15 protein-coding genes are annotated in these 17,728 nt (G+C 59.5%); 5 read left to right on the forward strand and 10 right to left on the reverse strand.

The genetic code is table 11. The features are described 5' to 3' along the window. Positions 1 to 18: 18 nt before the first annotated feature. The 4 genes from HRH33_RS26010 to HRH33_RS26025 form a co-directional block, all read right to left on the reverse strand. The gene (locus HRH33_RS26010) at positions 19 to 2,022 is read right to left on the reverse strand and encodes an acyltransferase family protein (protein ID WP_167417002.1); all 2,004 of its coding nucleotides are present in this window, start codon (positions 2,020 to 2,022) and stop codon (positions 19 to 21) included. A gap of 156 nt (positions 2,023 to 2,178) precedes the next feature. After that, positions 2,179 to 3,438, reverse strand: a complete 1,260-nt coding sequence (gene rho / locus HRH33_RS26015; RefSeq protein ID WP_016973082.1) for a transcription termination factor Rho — start codon at positions 3,436 to 3,438, stop codon at positions 2,179 to 2,181. Between the two features lie 233 nt (positions 3,439 to 3,671). Further along, the gene (trxA, locus tag HRH33_RS26020; RefSeq protein ID WP_034101399.1) at positions 3,672 to 4,001 is read right to left on the reverse strand and encodes a thioredoxin TrxA; all 330 of its coding nucleotides are present in this window, start codon (positions 3,999 to 4,001) and stop codon (positions 3,672 to 3,674) included. A gap of 121 nt (positions 4,002 to 4,122) precedes the next feature. After that, positions 4,123 to 4,821 (reverse strand): FadR/GntR family transcriptional regulator, encoded by a 699-nt coding sequence (locus HRH33_RS26025; RefSeq protein ID WP_034101400.1) that lies wholly within the window; start codon positions 4,819 to 4,821, stop codon positions 4,123 to 4,125. Positions 4,822 to 5,076: 255 nt separating this feature from the next. On the opposite strand from HRH33_RS26025, the gene HRH33_RS26030 reads away from it, so the two are divergent. Genes HRH33_RS26030 through HRH33_RS26045 form a run of 4 tightly spaced genes read left to right on the forward strand, consistent with a single transcriptional unit; the run spans position 5,077 to position 7,919 of the window. Beyond that, positions 5,077 to 5,862 (forward strand): transporter substrate-binding domain-containing protein, encoded by a 786-nt coding sequence (locus tag HRH33_RS26030; RefSeq protein ID WP_034139749.1) that lies wholly within the window; start codon positions 5,077 to 5,079, stop codon positions 5,860 to 5,862. Between the two features lie 17 nt (positions 5,863 to 5,879). Then, positions 5,880 to 6,548, forward strand: a complete 669-nt coding sequence (locus HRH33_RS26035) for an amino acid ABC transporter permease (RefSeq protein ID WP_034139750.1) — start codon at positions 5,880 to 5,882, stop codon at positions 6,546 to 6,548. After that, entirely contained in the window at positions 6,545 to 7,195 is a 651-nt protein-coding gene (locus tag HRH33_RS26040) for an amino acid ABC transporter permease (RefSeq protein WP_034115425.1), read from the forward strand. The genes HRH33_RS26035 and HRH33_RS26040 overlap by 4 nt, the downstream gene beginning before the upstream one ends. Then, complete coding sequence (locus HRH33_RS26045; RefSeq protein WP_034101404.1) at positions 7,182 to 7,919, forward strand: amino acid ABC transporter ATP-binding protein; 738 nt, start codon at positions 7,182 to 7,184, stop codon at positions 7,917 to 7,919. Before HRH33_RS26040 ends, HRH33_RS26045 begins: the two co-directional genes overlap by 14 nt. Here the strand turns inward: HRH33_RS26045 and HRH33_RS26050 are convergent. The 4 genes from HRH33_RS26050 to HRH33_RS26065 all read right to left on the reverse strand — a co-directional run bounded on the left by HRH33_RS26050 (position 7,891) and on the right by HRH33_RS26065 (position 12,400). Next, positions 7,891 to 8,424, reverse strand: a complete 534-nt coding sequence (locus HRH33_RS26050) for a DUF1120 domain-containing protein (protein WP_167417001.1) — start codon at positions 8,422 to 8,424, stop codon at positions 7,891 to 7,893. The two genes, HRH33_RS26045 and HRH33_RS26050, sit on opposite strands and share 29 nt — an antisense overlap. Continuing rightward, positions 8,414 to 10,915: a fimbria/pilus outer membrane usher protein gene (locus HRH33_RS26055; protein WP_167417000.1), complete on the reverse strand. Its 2,502-nt coding sequence runs from the start codon at positions 10,913 to 10,915 to the stop codon at positions 8,414 to 8,416. The genes HRH33_RS26050 and HRH33_RS26055 overlap by 11 nt, the downstream gene beginning before the upstream one ends. A gap of 7 nt (positions 10,916 to 10,922) precedes the next feature. Then, a complete protein-coding gene (locus HRH33_RS26060) occupies positions 10,923 to 11,621 on the reverse strand; it encodes a fimbria/pilus chaperone family protein (protein ID WP_318253860.1) in 699 nt (232 codons plus the stop codon). Positions 11,622 to 11,743: 122 nt separating this feature from the next. Next, positions 11,744 to 12,400 carry a DUF1120 domain-containing protein gene (locus HRH33_RS26065; protein WP_167416999.1) on the reverse strand — a complete coding sequence of 219 codons (657 nt, stop codon included), beginning with the start codon at positions 12,398 to 12,400 and terminating at the stop codon, positions 11,744 to 11,746. A 445-nt stretch (positions 12,401 to 12,845) separates the two neighbouring features. Here HRH33_RS26065 and ppx point away from each other — a divergent pair, with 445 nt between their 5' ends. After that, positions 12,846 to 14,348 (forward strand): exopolyphosphatase, encoded by a 1,503-nt coding sequence (gene ppx / locus HRH33_RS26070; protein WP_034139755.1) that lies wholly within the window; start codon positions 12,846 to 12,848, stop codon positions 14,346 to 14,348. Positions 14,349 to 14,474: 126 nt separating this feature from the next. Here the strand turns inward: ppx and ppk1 are convergent, their stop codons facing one another. Together ppk1 and hemB are read right to left on the reverse strand one after the other, a co-directional pair. Then, positions 14,475 to 16,697 (reverse strand): polyphosphate kinase 1, encoded by a 2,223-nt coding sequence (gene ppk1 / locus HRH33_RS26075; RefSeq protein ID WP_034139756.1) that lies wholly within the window; start codon positions 16,695 to 16,697, stop codon positions 14,475 to 14,477. A gap of 17 nt (positions 16,698 to 16,714) precedes the next feature. After that, entirely contained in the window at positions 16,715 to 17,728 is a 1,014-nt protein-coding gene (gene hemB / locus HRH33_RS26080; protein ID WP_034101411.1) for a porphobilinogen synthase, read from the reverse strand.

A 17,728-nucleotide genomic window follows, 5' to 3' on the forward strand; every position in this document is an offset into this window, starting at 1 on the left:
CTTACGAGCGCTGGCAGCTTATTGAACGACATTGCGGCTTACATCCGACTCAATCGACGCGTTGCGCAAGGTACGGAAGAAGGGCTCGAGAAAACCTTGTACGAACAGGGTGCCAGAGATCGAGAGATGGTTGTCATCGGTATACAACGACTTGCCAGCCAGTTCGACCCGACACCATCCATTTGTATCGCAGAGCTTCGGCGCAGGGTCGAGCAACTGAACGCCTGAGTCGGCCGCCGCCATGCGCTCAAATAGACTGCTGATATAGGCCTGTCGCTGCATGTGCTCGGCCAGAGGCAGACCTTCTCGGTCGGTCGGGCGCCCCAACATCGCCAGGCGGCTGAGCCGGTATGGCACGTTGAAATCCTGCAACGGCACCTCTTTGACCAACCATACGCGGTGCCCCTGAGCACGCAGCTGCTGCACCAGCGCGCCAAGCCCTTCGGTGAAGAGCTGCTCAGCGGTGGCACGGTCATATTTCCCCGTTGCCGGATCATGAATAGAAGCGCCCGTATCACCATTGCGCTGACCATACACGTAGAGACTCCAGCGAGCCGCCAGTACCACATCGCTGAACGGTTCGTCCTTTATCAACTGCGTTACACGATCATTGAACGCTCTGCAGCCAGGCGTATTTTCTTTGCGATAAAACGGCAGACAACCGGCGTAACCAGCCTGGGTAATGTTGAGGTGATACTGGTTCGCGCTGTCTTTCAACGCAGGAATCAAGGCCGATGCGTGACTGTCACCCCAGACCAACGCCTTGGGCGCCGCGGCCTGAGGACCGAAATGGCAGAACGCTCGGTGCTTGTTTTTTTTGTCATCCGACAAGCAATTCATGAGTGCCGGGCTCCAAGTGTGGGTTTGCGCGAACTGCAAGGCCTCGGGCGACAATCGCCACGCAACCCCGCTCGACCACACCAAGCCTTTGCCCATCATGCCCAGGCCCAGCAGCACGATGACACCCGTTACCAGAATCGAGCGGTTCCCGGCCAAGAGTCGGCGCTCACGAAACGGCCCCTCCACAAATCGCCAGGATAAATACCCTAGAACCAGGCTGAGTACGAACAGCGCTGCGAGCGCCCAAGTCGACAGCCCATAAATACTGGCGTACTTGCCAAAAACCAGTACCGGCCAGTGCCACAGGTACCAGGAATAGGAAATCAAGCCTATGCCCACCAGCACACGGCTACCCAGCAAACGTGCGACCAGTGTGGGGTGTTGGCCATTAGCCCAAATCAGCCCGACCACGCCCAATACTGGCAGTAAGGCTGCAGCTCCAGGGAAGGCCGTGTCCGCGTCGTAACCCAATATAGCCACAAGGATCAGGCCCAGGCCGAGCAAACTGACTGTTTGCGCCAACGCTGGGCTCATTTGTTTGGCCCGTACCGGCATAACCGCCAGCATGGAGCCTGCCAGCAGCTCCCAGGCACGCATGGGTAGCAGGAAAAAAGCCTTTTCCGGGTGATGAAACACCGCCCAGGCGCTCGCTCCAAACGACACAAGCATCAGTACGCACAATACGCTGCGCCATTGCTTGATCCGACTCGATACAAATACCAGCACGAGCGGAAAGGCCAGGTAGAACTGCTCTTCGACAGATAAGGACCAGGTATGCAGCATTGGCTTCATATCGGAGGCGGTCTCGAAGTAACCGTCCTGACGCATGAAGAACAGGTTGGAGATAAAGATCACCTGATTGTGTATCGAGCGCCCCAACTCGGAGTAATCCTTTGGCGCCATCAGAAACCAACCAACCACCAACGATATGGACATCATGACAATCAGCGCTGGCAGGATACGCCGGGCTCGCCTTGCCCAAAAATCGAGAAAGCTGAAACGTCCAGCTTCACGCTCGCGCCAGATGATCGACGTGATCAGAAATCCTGAAATCACGAAAAACACATCAACGCCGACAAATCCCCCGGAAACTCCTGGAACCCCATAGTGGAACAGAACGACAGCCAGGACAGCGATAGCACGCAGGCCGTCGATGTCTCTGCGGTAAGCAAGAGTGGTCATAAGAAATGTGGTCAGTCTCTGACGAAAGGGATAAGCGTAGTCGCGCGTACAATTTTTGTTACTTAACGGACAGTTATGCCATGAGAAATGCTGCATCAGGACGCAAAAAAAATGGCGCCCTATTCGGGCGCCATTTTTTTAAGCTGAAGCGTCGTATTACTTGCGCTTCATCGACAAGAAGAACTCATCGTTGGTCTTGGTGGTTTTCAGTTTATCCACCAGGAACTCGATGGCTGCCACTTCGTCCATCGGGTGCAGCAGCTTGCGCAGGATCCACATACGCTGCAGCTCGTCGTCGGCGGTCAGCAACTCTTCGCGGCGGGTGCCGGAACGATTGATGTTGATAGCCGGGAAGACGCGTTTTTCCGCGATACGACGGTCCAGGGGCAGTTCCATGTTGCCGGTACCCTTGAACTCTTCGTAGATCACTTCGTCCATCTTCGAGCCGGTCTCAACCAGCGCGGTGGCGATAATGGTCAGCGAGCCGCCTTCTTCGATGTTCCGCGCGGCGCCGAAGAAACGCTTGGGTTTCTCCAGGGCGTGGGCATCGACACCCCCGGTCAATACCTTGCCGGAGCTAGGGATGACGGTGTTGTAGGCACGGGCCAGACGGGTGATGGAGTCGAGCAGGATCACCACGTCTTTCTTGTGTTCGACCAGGCGCTTGGCCTTCTCGATCACCATCTCGGCAACCTGCACGTGGCGGGTTGGCGGCTCATCGAACGTGGAGGCAACCACTTCACCGCGCACGGTGCGCTGCATCTCGGTCACTTCTTCCGGACGCTCATCGATCAGCAATACGATCAGATGAACTTCAGGATTGTTACGTGCGATGTTCGCTGCAATGTTCTGCAGCATGATGGTCTTACCGGCTTTCGGCGGCGCAACGATCAAGCCACGCTGGCCCTTGCCGATCGGTGCGCAAAGGTCGATCACGCGGCCGGTCAAGTCTTCGGTGGAACCGTTACCGGCCTCCATCTTCATGCGCACGGTCGGGAACAGCGGCGTCAGGTTCTCGAAGAGAATCTTGTTTTTCGCGTTCTCGGGACGATCGAAGTTGATCGTGTCGACCTTGAGCAGGGCGAAATATCGCTCGCCTTCCTTCGGAGGACGGATCTTGCCCACGATGGTGTCACCGGTGCGCAAGTTGAAGCGGCGGATCTGGCTCGGCGAGACATAAATATCGTCTGGGCCGGCGAGGTAGGAAGCGTCTGCAGAGCGGAGGAAGCCGAAGCCGTCCTGGAGAATCTCCAGCACGCCATCACCGGAGATTTCCTCGCCGCTTTTCGCGTGCTTTTTCAGCAGGGAGAAAATCACGTCCTGCTTGCGCGAACGGGCCATATTTTCTATGCCCATTTCTTCGGCCAATTGGAGCAGGTCGGTAATCGGCTTTTGCTTGAGTTCAGTCAGATTCATATAGGAATGACGTAATCATTTATGGAGGGGGAAATTAAGCTTTTGGCTTAATGAGGCCGCGCCGCGGAGAAGGCGACAGGATCGCGTACTAATCGAAAAGGAGTGCGTCGGCGACGGCTTGCAGGGGGCAGTGGAGAAACCAGTGCGGGGCCGAATGTAACACCTGAATTTCGGAGCGTCTAGCCCTGTTTTACGAAAAAGCCCCGCTATTTGCGGGGCTTTTTTGACGACGCTTAGATGTTCGCGTCGATGAATGCAGCCAACTGCGACTTCGACAATGCGCCTACTTTGGTCGCTTCAACGTTGCCGTTCTTGAACAGCATCAGCGTAGGAATACCACGTACGCCGTGTTTGGCAGGCGTTTCCTGGTTGTCGTCGATGTTGAGTTTGGCAACGGTCAGTTTGCCTTCGTAGGTGGTTGCAATGTCGTCCAGAACCGGAGCGATCATTTTGCAAGGGCCGCACCACTCAGCCCAGTAGTCAACCAGCACCGGGCCTTGAGCCTTGAGTACTTCGGCCTCAAAGGTCGCGTCCGTGACGTGCTTGATAAGATCGTTGCTCATGGATGTCTCCGGATTGTAAGCAAAAAAAACGTTGCCCATCATAGCCGCCCTTCCCCCGTTCAGGAAGCCGCCTCTGATTGAGTCTCGCTATGGCGATCAATGAGTTTGGATATTGCCTTATTCAGGGGGTGGCAGGGGTCAGGAACGCGATGCCGGTACGTAACGCCGCGTTGCGTACGTGCTGCTGCATGGTTTTCTGCGCTGCTGCACTGTTGCGTTGAGCCAGGGCGCGGAGGATTTTGCGATGCTCTTGCCAGGTTTCCATGGCCCGCTCCGGCCGGATGAACGGTAGTTTCTGACTCTCCAGAAACACCTCGGCGCTGGCACTGAGGATGCTGACCATCGCTCGGTTACCGCTGGCGAGGAGAATGCGCTGGTGAAATTCAAAGTCCAGCCGCGCAGCCGCTTCGAAATCACCGGCCTTGAGCACCTGACGCATTGCCTCGACGTTGTCTTCCAGGCTGTCTAACGCCTCGATGGTCAGCGTGACCGCCGCCAACCCCGCGGCAAAGCCCTCCAGGGCATAGCGCAACTGAAAAATCTCCAACGGCGTGGCCTGCGCCGCGAAAGGCCAGGCAAAACCCGCCGGCGGCTCCTGCGCGGTTTGCACGAACACACCTTTACCCGGTTGCACACTGACCACACCCAGAGCGCTCAGGGACGACAACGCTTCGCGCAATGACGCCCGACTCACGCCCAGTTGCACGGCCAACTCACGCTGAGACGGCAGGGCATCGCCTGGGCCGAAACCCTGCTCCTTGATCAGTTTGCGGATGGCCTGCAACGCCGCCTCCGGTACCGCTTGGGCGATGGAATTCATAAAAAACTCAAGGTTTCAGTCAACTGAGCGGCTAGTTGTAAAGCTATTCGCAGTCGCCGGCAAGCCACGCCCTAAAGGCGCTCGCGAGGTTTTAGCGGCGCTCGAAAAGGGTGCAAAAAACTTGCTTACTGTTCAGACCAGTAAGACCAATACACGCCAGTAAAACCCAGCCTCGCAGCGCAATCGGCTACGACTGGCATGGGCTGTGCACTGACCACTGACAGAACATTCCTTCGCCTTTCTCGGAGAGTTGCCATGACCAAGCGCTACAGCGCCCTGCTGACTGCCCTGTTTGCCAGTCTGATGCTGAGCCACGCACCCGCCCAGGCCAACGGGCTGGACGATATCGTGGCCCGTGGCACCTTAAAGGTTGCCGTGCCGCAGGATTTCCCGCCGTTCGGCTCGGTCGGCCCGGACATGAAGCCCCGTGGCCTGGACATCGACACCGCCAAGCTGCTGGCCGACCAGCTCAAGGTCAAGCTGGAGCTGACCCCGGTCAACAGCACCAACCGTATCCCCTTCCTCACCACCGGCAAAGTCGATCTGGTGATATCCAGCCTGGGTAAAAATCCCGAGCGCGAGAAGGTCATCGACTTTTCCAAGGCCTACGCGCCCTTTTACCTCGCCGTGTTCGGCCCGCCCGAGGCCGCCATCGCCAGCACCGACGACCTCAAGGGCAAAACCATCAGCGTGACCCGTGGCGCCATCGAAGACATCGAGCTGACCGCCGTGGCGCCCAAAGAAGCCACGATCAAACGCTTCGAAGACAACAACTCGACGATCGCCGCCTACCTGGCCGGCCAAGTCGACCTGATCGCCAGCGGCAACGTGGTGATGGTGGCGATCAGCGAGCGCAACCCCAAACGCGTACCGGCGCTGAAAGTGAAGCTCAAGGATTCGCCGGTGTACGTGGGCGTGAATAAAAACGAGCCGGCGCTGCTGGAGAAGGTCAATCAGATCCTGGTCGCGGCCAAGGCTGACGGCAGCCTGGAAAAGAACGCGATGCAATGGCTGAAAGAGCCGCTGCCCGCCGATCTGTGAAGCCACGGAGCTGACTGATGGCGTATCAATTTGACTTTGTTCCGGTGCTGGCCAACACCGACCTGTTGTTGCGGGGTGCGCTATTTACCCTGGAATTGACGGCTATCGGCGCGATCCTCGGCGTCGCCCTGGGCACCGTCGGTGCAGTAGTGCGTGCCTGGAAAATCCAGCCTCTGGCCTGGTGCTTTGGGGTCTATGTCGAGTTGATCCGCAATACGCCATTCCTGGTGCAGCTGTTCTTCATCTTCTTCGGCCTGCCGTCGTTGGGATTGAAAATCACCGAATGGCAAGCCGCCGTACTGGCGATGGTGATCAACCTGGGGGCTTATTCCACGGAGATCATCCGCGCGGGCATCCAGGCCGTTCCTCGCGGGCAACTGGAAGCCGCCGCCGCACTGGCGATGACCCGCTTCGAAGCCTTCCGTCATGTAGTGCTGCTGCCGGCGCTGGGCAAGGTGTGGCCAGCCCTGAGCAGCCAGATCATCATCGTGATGCTAGGGTCGGCGGTGTGTTCGCAGATCGCCACCGAAGAATTGAGTTTTGCCGCCAACTTCATCCAATCCCGCAATTTCCGCGCCTTTGAAACGTATGCCCTCACCACGCTGGTGTACTTGTGCATGGCGCTGATGATTCGCCAGTTGCTCAATTGGATCGGCCGTCGCTTTGTGATGAGGAATAGCCGATGAGTGATTTTTCATTCTGGGACATTGTGCGCAACCTGCTTACGGGCCTGCAGTGGACGTTGCTGCTGTCGCTGGTGGCATTTATCGGCGGCGGCCTGATCGGTTTGCTGGTGATGACTCTGCGCATCAGCAGCAAGGCATTTCCACGCAATGTTGCGCGGACCTATATAGAGCTGTTCCAGGGCACACCGCTGTTGATGCAGTTGTTCTTGGTGTTTTTCGGCATCGCGCTGCTCGGCGTGGATATTTCGCCCTGGCTGGCGGCGGCGATCGCCCTGACTTTGTTTACCAGTGCCTACCTCGCCGAGATCTGGCGCGGCTGCGTCGAGTCAATCGCTCATGGGCAGTGGGAAGCCTCCGCCAGCCTGGCACTCAACCCGCTTGAGCAACTGCGTTATGTGATCCTGCCTCAGGCCCTGCGTATCGCCGTGGCGCCGACCGTGGGGTTCTCGGTACAGGTCGTAAAAGGCACCGCCGTGACCTCGATTATCGGCTTCACCGAACTGACCAAGACCGGCGGCATGCTCGCCAATGCCACGTTCGAGCCCTTTATGGTCTACGGCCTGGTGGCCCTTGGTTACTTTTTGCTCTGCTACCCCTTGTCCCTCAGTGCGCGCTACCTGGAAAGGAGACTGCATGCCTCTGCTTAGAATTTCGGCCCTGCATAAGTATTACGGCGACCATCATGTCCTCAAAGGCATCGACCTCACGGTTGAAGAAGGCCAGGTCGTGGCGATCATCGGTCGCAGCGGCTCGGGCAAATCCACCTTGCTGCGCACCCTCAATGGCCTGGAGTCGATCAACGATGGGGTGATCGAAGTCGACGGAGAGTACCTCGACGCCGCACGCGCCGACCTGCGCAGCCTGCGGCAGAAAGTCGGGATGGTGTTCCAACAGTTCAACCTGTTCCCGCACCTGACCGTGGGCGAAAACGTCATGCTCGCGCCCCAAGTGGTGCAGAAAGTGCCCAAGGCCAAGGCCGCCCAACTGGCTCGGCAAATGTTGGAGCGCGTTGGGCTGGGTGAGAAATTCGATGCCTTCCCCGATCGTCTGTCCGGCGGCCAGCAACAACGGGTCGCCATTGCTCGCGCCCTGGCCATGTCGCCCAAGGTGCTGTTGTGTGACGAAATCACCTCGGCCCTGGATCCGGAACTGGTCAACGAGGTACTCAGCGTGGTGCGCCAGTTGGCCAAGGACGGGATGACGCTGATCATGGTGACCCACGAAATGCGCTTCGCCCGGGAGGTCGGTGATAAGTTGGTCTTCATGCACCAGGGCAAGGTGCATGAAGTGGGCGATCCCAAGGTATTGTTCGCCAACCCACGTACCCCCGAATTCGCGAACTTTATCGGCTCAGTGGAGCAGTCGGGCTGACCAGCTCGAAACGGCCCCTCCCCTCCAGCACCGCGTGACTGCGCACCTGCAGGGCGTCGGAGGGCAGTTCGGTGTCGATTTGCACCTGGGCGGTCAAGCGCTTGCCAACCGCCCGGGTGGACAGTACCTGCCCTGGCAATAGCTGCCCGCCAACGGGCTCACCGGCAAGCTGTACCGGCGCCCAATCGACAGCATGCCCATCCACCTGGGCCTGCTTGAGTGTCAGACGGAAGTGCCCCTGACGGCCAAACCGGAAACCTTGCCCATCGGCTGCTCCGACAAATCGCAGCGCGATGGTCGCAGGCTCCATGCACAGCACGCTCAAGTGCAACATGCGCGTTCCCAGTGCGAGGGTGGGGCTGTGTGTCAGCGGCTCATTGCGAATCACCCCATAGTCGACCGTCGGCTGGCTCACGGACAACCGGCAGTTCTGCGCCTGTACTGCCTCGCTCATCGCCATCGTGCAGAACAGTAAGAGGCCCAGTTTCTTCAGCTTAACGGCCATGGCACACCGCCGATGTTGTCTCGTAGAACGTGTCATTGTCGGGCTGGGTCCCGGGAGTAAGCCTGAGCTGGCAAGTAGAAGAATCCGACAAAGAAACCCGCAACGCCTGGGAGTCGTTCATGTCATTCAGGAAAATCATGCCGTCACCCACGACGCTGGTCAGGAAACGGTTGTTTTTATCGAACACCGAAGCACCCTGAGGCAATGGTCGGCCCTGTTCATCGGTGCCGGTGACCAGCACCCGGCGCACTTTCACCACGTCGAACGCCACGCTGTTCACCGACCCGCGGGCGGCAGCGAGGGTGTGCGTGCCGTTCTTCAGGTCCACACGTTTGGGCAAGGACTGGGTCTGTACTTCGATACGACTGTCGGTATAGGCCGGCAACCCGGGGATCACCGCCTGCCCGCTGAAATCGGTCCATACCGGGCCGTGCGGGGTACTGATTTTGGCGGCTCCGATATCGCCCACCGAGACAATGCCAAAGGTGTCCTGCACGGCATACGGCGAGAACGTCAAACCGCCTCCGTGGGCCACGACGCCGCCGCGCAACTGCCCGGAATAATCGGTGCCCTGGGGGTTGCGACTGACCCCCATGCCCACTCGGGTGTAGCGTGGCATCAGGTCCAACTGACCGCGCAACGTTTGCTCCCGCGCACTGAGGTCACGCTCGACGCCCACTTCGTAGTTCACGTAGTCGTTGACCCGCTCGGTAAGGGCGGTGCCAGCCCGCGCGCGGTCCCCACGCCGACTGATATAGCTGTTGACCCGACGATCACCGCCCAGGGGCACGGTCACCTGCAAGCGCACAGACAGATCATCGTCGGGCGCCGAATCACGCCGGCTACCGCCTTGGGTAACGTCATGCCGTTTGCGGGTGCCACCCACCTGCGAATCGGCGATCAAGGTGACGTCGGCATGGCTGAATGAGCGGTTCCATGAGGCGAACAGATGCTCGGTGGTGTGCCCGTCGAATGAGTTGCTGCGCGTATAGCCCAAAGAGAATGCCCCCAGCGCGGGGTCGATCCAGCTCACTCCGGCGGTGTATTGATGCTTGAAACGAGAGTCCAATTCATCGGTCTTGGACGAGCGACCCGCCTCAAGCACTTCGCGATAACCACGCGTCTGGGTGGTAGCGCTGAGGCTCAGGTCAATATCGGCGGACACCGGGCTGCTCACGCTTAGGCTGCTGCGTGAACCGGACACCGCATTAAGACTATCTCGGGAAAGGTTATGGCGAGCACCCACGTTCACGCGTTGGAAAAACACGCTGCTCAGCGTGCCTCCGGCCGCCCAGTAATCATCGGTACTCAACAGGCCAAAGCCGGCGGATGAGTCGCGCCCCAGGCCCCAGGTGCCACTGCCCATGGCGACGATGGGTGACGGCGCGTCTTCATGGGTGTTCTCACGCACCTTGCCCAAGGCGAAGTAATAGCCGGGTGCCGCGGGAGCAGCACCGGCAAACGAAGCCGCCGGCACCACAAAACTGCGCGTGCCTCCTCGCACATCGATCACGCTGACTTCCAGGTCGCTGGTGCCATTGAGCAGCGGCAAACCGGTCAACCGAAAAGGCCCTTCGGGCACCAGCGTGCTATGGATCAAGGCACCCGACTGACGCACTTCGATCCTCGACTGGCTCTGGGCCAGCCCCTCAACCACGGCATTGTTGCTGCCCGCCGGCACGCGGGATTGACCATCTGGAAAAAACTGCACACCGGACAGTTGGAGGCCACCGAACTGAGGGTTATTGCTGGACAACTGGCCGACCTGGAAGGTCGATTGCAACGCGCCGATATCCCGCTGGGCATAGGCATTCAAATGTTCGGCGCGGGCCTCGCCATTGTCGGACACATAGTATTGGCGACTGCGAACGATCCAATCTCCAAGGTTGAACCCCGCCTCGGTATAAGCCGATACGAACCGGCTCGCACCGCTGCGCGAATGGCTATCGAACCCCTGCACGTCATAGTTGAACAGCGCCGCCGCCCCGCCCCGGGCAAAGTGCCCAGCCTCCCATTGCGGCTCGCGCAGCGCCTGCGTCGGCACCACCAGCGCGACCTCATCGTTACCGGGCCGCAGCCGCACCATCGTATTAGGGAAAGCCCCCAGGAAGTCATGACAGGCCTGAGTCGCATCAGCCGTCTCTTGGATAATGCCACTCGGTTTGACTAACCCGGCCTTATCGAGCAGCCCGGCGGTAAAACACAGTTGCCCATGCGCATCGAACCGCGCCTCCACCAACCCGAGCGGGTTGCCATTGAGCCGCAACCCGACCACATGCACACCCTCACGAAAACGCGGGGCCGTGCGGAAATAGTCGGAGACCTTCGGATCAATACCGTGGGCAGTCAGCGCCGCCAGGTCAAACCCCTCGCCCAATTCCAGGGCAGGCAGCGCGCCAGGCAAACTCCACAAAGTCGCGACCCCCATCAACAGCGTGGGCCGACAGGGCCAGAGCGATGCCAGAAGTCGGTTACTCGACAGGTTTATCATGAGTCGATCAACCCTCGCCGGCATTGATCAAAGCTCGGTAGTTGTCTGCGGAAAAACCGTAGACAGTGGCGGGCTGAATCTCTACAGCAGCCACCCCCTCCAGAGCGCCTTCGACGCTCAATGTCAGCGCCTCCCCCGGCAAAATGTAGGTTCGGGGCAATGTTGCCAGGGCCTTCTGTGGCAGCAGCAGCACCTCCGGCGCTAGACGCACGACGTAGGCACTGTCGTTGTGAACGCTGAGCGCCTCGCCCACGTGCTTCCACTTCAACAGCTCCCAGGGGCTGTGATGCAGAGGCAGACCGCGCGGATGCAGGATCAGCGGCAAGTTCTGCCGCAAGGTGATACCGATGGTCGCACGGCCTGGCGCACGGGCCTGGGGGATGCCTTCGAAGGACACGCGTTTCAATCGCTGGGTTTTCAGCGGCTCCTTCAAGGTGCCGATGAAGCGCACCAACTGGGTTTCGCCCGCCTCCACGCGCGTAATGGGCGGCGTCACGATTAAAAGCGGCTCCACATCTTCCGGTACGTTTTCGATCACCGAGTGAAGCAACGCCGGCGTCGCGTCAGTATTTTTGATAGATATCGTCGCTTCGCCCTGGTCTTCATAAAATACAACTACCGTGGTCTCCGGCAACATACCGTCTGCTATCACAGCACCGCTAAACCAAAGGCAAAAACTGGCACATAACACACGCGCACTATTTATTACTGAAAGACTAAGCACTCAGTGTTCCCCACGCCCTTTAAGTTGACCATTGATAGCCAAGCCCACCTATAAAAACAGCCGATCGGAAATAGGAAACTTCTGATCGGCCGCAAATAAGTGGCTTAGATGTAACTCAACTCAAGCGTCGCACGCCCATCCAGAACGGTATCGCGCGACAGGTCCAGGTCCTGGCCCCGATTAATGACGGCGCGCACTTCGAGGGTGCCGGTCAGTTGACTGATCGCGGCTGGAGTGACAGCCGTGGTGCTGCGCCAGGAATACTGACTAGGGGCCTGGGCCACTTTGCCATCCGAGTTTTGCCAGGCGCCGGTGCCGACACGCACGATGGGAGCCAGCGTGCTGGTGGACGAACGCAGGTCTTTGAGGGTGATGGCGAAACCACCGGTCCTGCGGCCGCCAACGGCACCCAGGCCATAGTTGTGGGCTTCGGTATAGCCGGCCCCCAACGCATTGAGGATGCCAGGCACCTTGCTGGCGCCCTGCAGGTCGACGAACTTCAATCCGAACTTGGCTGGGGTAGTGCCGCAGTTGATGCTTAGGGGAGCGGTCTTGGGCAGCAATGGGTTGAACGCCGTTGGCAGCAATTGGCCGGAAGGGATGGTGCCGTAATCGACAATGCCGCCACCGGTCATGCTGAGGTTGCAGGCAGCGGGTTTGATCGTGCCCCTGACGATCAGTTCGGCGCTGCTGGAAGCGTGGGCGTTGATGGCCGCAGCCAGGCAAGCGATACCGAAAGTCAATCCAACAATCTTTTTCATAAGGGTCCTGTCACAGAAGTTATCAGGCGCATTTATTTATTGTTCCTAACGGCAACAATAAATAAATAACACCACGGCACTATTGCCGAGTGACAGTCTGTCCCTTTAGCACCCGACTAAAAAATGAGACAACACCTCAGTTACTGTGGGAGCGATAAAAGATTATTGTCGGCCAAGCGTAAACCCAGGGTAGGCCCCGACAAGGCAATAAATAAAATACCGACATGAAAGGTGTAGGCAAAATCATAATTCGCACTACAACAGGCAAAAGTTAAAACTTCCTACAAGAACACACGAGGACGCTACAGCCACCAAGAAAGATAACCTACTTTTCCTACAGCCAATTCTTATGGGCGGCCTCGGTGCAATTCCCTAAGCACTACGCGTTGGCGTCAGCGGTCGATCGTGGCACGATGGCGAGGTTATCGACCGAGACCCCCAAACCATGCCGCAATCCCAAGCCAAGAATCTGTCCCTGATCGCCGCCATCGACCTGGGCTCCAACAGCTTTCACATGGTCGTGGCCAAGGCCCAGAACGGTGAGATCCGCATCCTTGAGCGGCTCGGCGAAAAGGTGCAATTGGCCGCCGGGATCGACGACGAGCGCCAGCTCAATGAAGAATCCATGCAGCGCGGGCTCGATTGCCTCAAGCGTTTCGCTCAATTGATCAACGGTATGCCCCTGGGCGCCGTTCGAATCGTAGGTACCAACGCCCTGCGCGAAGCGCGCAACCGTGGCGAATTCATCCGCCGCGCCGAAGAAATCCTCGGCCACCCCGTGGAAGTCATCTCCGGCCGTGAGGAAGCACGCCTGATCTACCTCGGCGTGTCACACACCCTGGCCGATACCCCCGGCAAACGCCTGGTGGCGGACATCGGTGGCGGCAGCACCGAGTTCATCATTGGCCAGCGTTTCGAGCCGCTGCTGCGCGAAAGCCTGCAGATGGGCTGCGTCAGCTACACCCAGCGTTATTTCAAGGACGGCAAGATCACCCCGGCGCGCTACGCCCAGGCCTATACGGCTGCGCGACTGGAGATCATGAGCATCGAGCACGCCCTGCACCGCCTGACCTGGGATGAAGCCATTGGCTCATCCGGCACCATCCGCGCCATCGGCCTGGCTCTCAAGGGGGGCGGGCACGGCACCGGCGAGGTCAACGTCGAAGGCCTGGCGTGGCTCAAGCGCAAACTGTTCAAGCTGGGGGATGCCGAAAAAATCGACTTCGACGGCATCAAGCCCGACCGACGCACGATCTTCCCGGCCGGCCTGGCGATTCTCGAAGCGATTTTCGACGCCCTCGAACTGCAACGCATGGACCACTGCGATGGCGCCCTGCGTGAAGGCGTGCTGTATGACCTGCTGGGCCGTCACCACCATGAAGACGTGCGTGAGCGCACGCTCAGCTCATTGATGGAGCGTTATCACGTCGACCTGGAGCAAGCGGCCCGCGTTGAACGCAAGGCGCTGCATGCCTTCGACCAAGTGGCCGAGGACTGGGGCCTGGAAGACGGCGTCTGGCGCGAACTGCTGGGCTGGGCGGCCAAGGTGCATGAAGTGGGCCTGGACATCGCTCACTACCACTACCACAAGCATGGTGCTTACCTGATCGAGCATTCGGACCTGGCCGGTTTCTCCCGGGAAGACCAACAGATGCTCGCGCTGCTGGTGCGCGGCCATCGCCGTAATATCCCCAAGGACAAATTCGCGGAATTTGGTGACGACGGCATCAAACTGATTCGCCTGTGTGTGCTGCTGCGTTTTGCGATCCTGTTCCACCACATCCGTGGCACGCAGGAGATGCCCCAGGTCAAACTGCGGGCCGATGGCGACAGCCTGGAAGTGATGTTCCCCAAAGGCTGGCTGGAGGAAAACCAGCTGACCCAGGCGGATTTTGCCCAGGAAGCAGAATGGCTGACGCGGGTGGGGTTCAGTCTGAACCTGCGCTAGAGAACACCGAAAACAAATTTGGGAGGGGGCTTGCCCCCGATGAGGGAGTGTCAGTCAACAGATTCATTGACTGCTCCACCGTCATCGGGGGCAAGCCCCCTCCCGCCTTTCAGACATCGTCGGTTTTTAGTTCACCGCCAGGATCGGGCTACCCAACTTTTCCAACAACGTTGCCTGCGCGCTGCGCGGGTTCTGGTTGCCGGTCGGGGTGTTGCGCACGTAGCGCCCGTCGGACTGCAGGCTCCAGCTGTGGGTGTTATCGGTCAGATAACTCTCCAGCTCTTTCTTGACCCGCATGATCAGCTTCTTGCCTTCCACCGGGAAACAGGTCTCGACGCGCTTATCGAGGTTGCGTTCCATCCAGTCGGCGCTGGAGAGGAACATCTGCTCTTCGCCGCCGTTGAGGAAGTAGAACACGCGGGTATGCTCCAGGAAGCGACCAATGATCGAACGCACATGGATGTTGTGCGAAACCCCGACGATTCCCGGACGCAGGCAGCACATGCCACGCACCACCAGGTCGATACGCACACCGGACTGGCTGGCCTTGTACAGCGCACGGATGATTTTCGGGTCGGTCAACGAGTTGAACTTGGCAATGATGTGCGCCGGTTTGCCGTCGAGGGCGAACTGGGTTTCGCGGGCAATCATGTCGAGCATGCCCTTCTTCAGGGTGAACGGCGCGTGCAGCAGCTTCTTCATGCGCAAGGTCTTGCCCATGCCGATCAACTGGCTGAACAACTTGCCGACGTCCTCGCACAAGGCGTCGTCGGAGGTCAGCAGGCTGTAGTCGGTGTAAAGCTTGGCGTTACCGGCGTGGTAGTTGCCGGTGCCCAGGTGGGCATAACGCACGATCTCGCCGGCCTCGCGGCGTAGGATCAGCATCATCTTGGCGTGGGTTTTGAAGCCCACCACGCCGTAGATCACCACCGCACCGGCCGCTTGCAGGCGGCTGGCCAGTTGCAGGTTGGATTCTTCGTCGAACCGCGCACGCAGTTCGATAACCGCGGTAACTTCCTTACCGTTACGCGCAGCGTCCACCAGCGCATCGACGATTTCCGAGTTGGCGCCGGAGCGGTACAGGGTCTGGCGCACCGCCAATACATGGGGGTCCTTGGCGGCCTGACGCAGCAGGTCCACCACAGGCGTGAACGACTCGAAGGGGTGCAGTAGCAGAATGTCCTGCTTGCTCACCACGCTGAAGATGTTCTCGCTGTTTTGCAGCAGCTTGGGGATCTGCGGGGTGAACGGCGTGTATTGCAGCTCCGGGTGGCTGTCCAGACCGGTGATGCTGAACAGACGCGTGAGGTTGACCGGGCCATTGACCTGATACAGCTCGCTCTCGCCCAGGTTGAACTGCTTGAGCAGGTAGTCCGACAGGTGTTTGGGGCAGGTATCGGCCACCTCTAGGCGCACCGCATCGCCGTAGCGCCGCGAGAACAGCTCGCCGCGCAGGGCACGGGCCAGGTCTTCGACGTCTTCGGAATCCAACGCCAGGTCGGCGTTACGGGTCAGGCGGAACTGGTAGCAGCCCTTGACCTTCATGCCTTGGAACAGGTCATCGGCGTGGGCGTGGATCATCGACGACAGGAATACATAGTTGTCGCCAGCGCCCCCCACCTCTTCCGGTACCTTGATGATCCGTGGCAACAAGCGCGGCGCCGGGATAATCGCCAGGCCGGAGTCGCGGCCAAAGGCGTCGATGCCTTCCAGTTCGACGATGAAGTTCAGGCTCTTGTTCACCAGCAGCGGGAACGGGTGAGTCGGGTCAAGGCCGATGGGGGTGATGATCGGCGCGATCTCGTCGCGGAAGTAGCGACGCACCCAGGTCTTGATCTTGGTGGTCCAGTGACGGCGACGGATAAAGCGAACCTGATGCTTTTCCAGTTCCGGCAGGAGAATGTCGTTGAGGATCGCGTATTGGCGATCCACATGGCCGTGGACCAGCTCGCTGATGCGCGCCAGCGCCTGGTGCGGCTGCAGGCCGTCGGCGCCGGCCTGTTCGCGGGCAAAAGTGATTTGCTTTTTAAGGCCCGCCACGCGGATTTCGAAGAACTCATCCAGGTTGCTGGAGAAGATCAGCAGGAACTTCAGCCGCTCCAGCAAGGGATAGGACTCATCCAGCGCCTGCTCCAACACGCGAATGTTGAATTGCAGTTGCGACAGCTCGCGATGAATGTACAGGCTGCTGTCATCCAGGTTGACCACCGGCGGCGCCGGGGCTGGCACCGGCACTTCAGCAGCGACGACGGGCGCGAGCGGCTCATGTTCCGGGGGTGTCTCGGAGACTTGCTCCACCACCGGGTGGGCGTCTTTTACGGCAACTTCGGAGAGTCCTTCGGTATTCATCGAGTGTCCTGTGAGAGCTACGGTTGCGCTCTAAGCAATTGGGCGGCGCGGGCGGCAAAGTAGGTCAGAATGCCATCAGCTCCGGCACGTTTAAAGGCAGTCAGGGATTCAAGGATCACTCCCTCACTCAACCATCCATTCTGTATTGCGGCCATGTGCATCGCGTATTCGCCGCTGACCTGATAAACGAAGGTCGGCACCTTGAACTCCTCTTTGACCCGATAAAGGATGTCCAGGTACGGCATTCCGGGCTTGACCATCACCATGTCAGCCCCTTCGGCCAGATCGGCGGCCACTTCGTGCAAGGCCTCATGGCTGTTGGCCGGGTCCATCTGGTACGAAGCCTTATTGGCTTTGCCCAGGTTCAGCGCCGAGCCCACCGCGTCGCGGAACGGGCCGTAGTAGGCGCTGGCGTACTTGGCCGAGTAGGCCATGATCCGCACATTGACGTGACCGGCCAGCTCCAGGGCTTCGCGAATCGCCTGGATGCGCCCGTCCATCATGTCCGACGGCGCCACCACCTGCGCCCCGGCCGCGGCGTGGGACAGCGCCTGCTTGACCAGCGCATCGACGGTGATGTCGTTCTCAACATAGCCGTCGGCGTCCAGAATGCCATCCTGACCATGGGTGGTGAACGGGTCCAGCGCCACGTCGGTGATCACCCCCAGCTCCGGGAAGCGTTCGCGCAATGCGCGGGTGGCGCGCTGAGCAATACCTTGCGGGTTCCAGGCTTCGGCAGCATCCAGGGACTTGAGTTCAGTGGGCGTGACGGGAAACAACGCCAGCGCCGGAATACCCAGTTCAACCCAGCCAGCCGCCTCCTCAAGCAGCAGGTCGATGGTCAAACGCTCCACCCCCGGCATCGACGCCACAGCTTCGCGGCGGTTCTCACCGTCCAGCACAAACACCGGCAGGATCAGATCATCGGTCGTCAGCACGTTTTCACGCACCAGGCGGCGAGAAAAATCATCACGGCGATTGCGACGCAGGCGGGTAGCGGGGAACAGGCGATTGGCAGGGGTAAAGCTCAC

The organism is Pseudomonas rhodesiae (genome assembly GCF_013285305.1).
GTDB lineage: Bacteria > Pseudomonadota > Gammaproteobacteria > Pseudomonadales > Pseudomonadaceae > Aquipseudomonas > Aquipseudomonas rhodesiae.

What these genes read in the sequence shown, in the direction of transcription:
- HRH33_RS26010 (WP_167417002.1), bottom strand. Translation starts at nt 2,022, where the DNA reads ATGACCACTCTTGCTTACCGCAGAGACATCGACGGCCTGCGTGCTATC.
- rho (WP_016973082.1), bottom strand. Translation starts at nt 3,438, where the DNA reads ATGAATCTGACTGAACTCAAGCAAAAGCCGATTACCGACCTGCTCCAA.
- trxA (WP_034101399.1), bottom strand. Translation starts at nt 4,001, where the DNA reads ATGAGCAACGATCTTATCAAGCACGTCACGGACGCGACCTTTGAGGCC.
- HRH33_RS26025 (WP_034101400.1), bottom strand. Translation starts at nt 4,821, where the DNA reads ATGAATTCCATCGCCCAAGCGGTACCGGAGGCGGCGTTGCAGGCCATC.
- HRH33_RS26030 (WP_034139749.1), top strand. Translation starts at nt 5,077, where the DNA reads ATGACCAAGCGCTACAGCGCCCTGCTGACTGCCCTGTTTGCCAGTCTG.
- HRH33_RS26035 (WP_034139750.1), top strand. Translation starts at nt 5,880, where the DNA reads ATGGCGTATCAATTTGACTTTGTTCCGGTGCTGGCCAACACCGACCTG.
- HRH33_RS26040 (WP_034115425.1), top strand. Translation starts at nt 6,545, where the DNA reads ATGAGTGATTTTTCATTCTGGGACATTGTGCGCAACCTGCTTACGGGC.
- HRH33_RS26045 (WP_034101404.1), top strand. Translation starts at nt 7,182, where the DNA reads ATGCCTCTGCTTAGAATTTCGGCCCTGCATAAGTATTACGGCGACCAT.
- HRH33_RS26050 (WP_167417001.1), bottom strand. Translation starts at nt 8,424, where the DNA reads ATGGCCGTTAAGCTGAAGAAACTGGGCCTCTTACTGTTCTGCACGATG.
- HRH33_RS26055 (WP_167417000.1), bottom strand. Translation starts at nt 10,915, where the DNA reads ATGATAAACCTGTCGAGTAACCGACTTCTGGCATCGCTCTGGCCCTGT.
- HRH33_RS26065 (WP_167416999.1), bottom strand. Translation starts at nt 12,400, where the DNA reads ATGAAAAAGATTGTTGGATTGACTTTCGGTATCGCTTGCCTGGCTGCG.
- ppx (WP_034139755.1), top strand. Translation starts at nt 12,846, where the DNA reads ATGCCGCAATCCCAAGCCAAGAATCTGTCCCTGATCGCCGCCATCGAC.
- ppk1 (WP_034139756.1), bottom strand. Translation starts at nt 16,697, where the DNA reads ATGAATACCGAAGGACTCTCCGAAGTTGCCGTAAAAGACGCCCACCCG.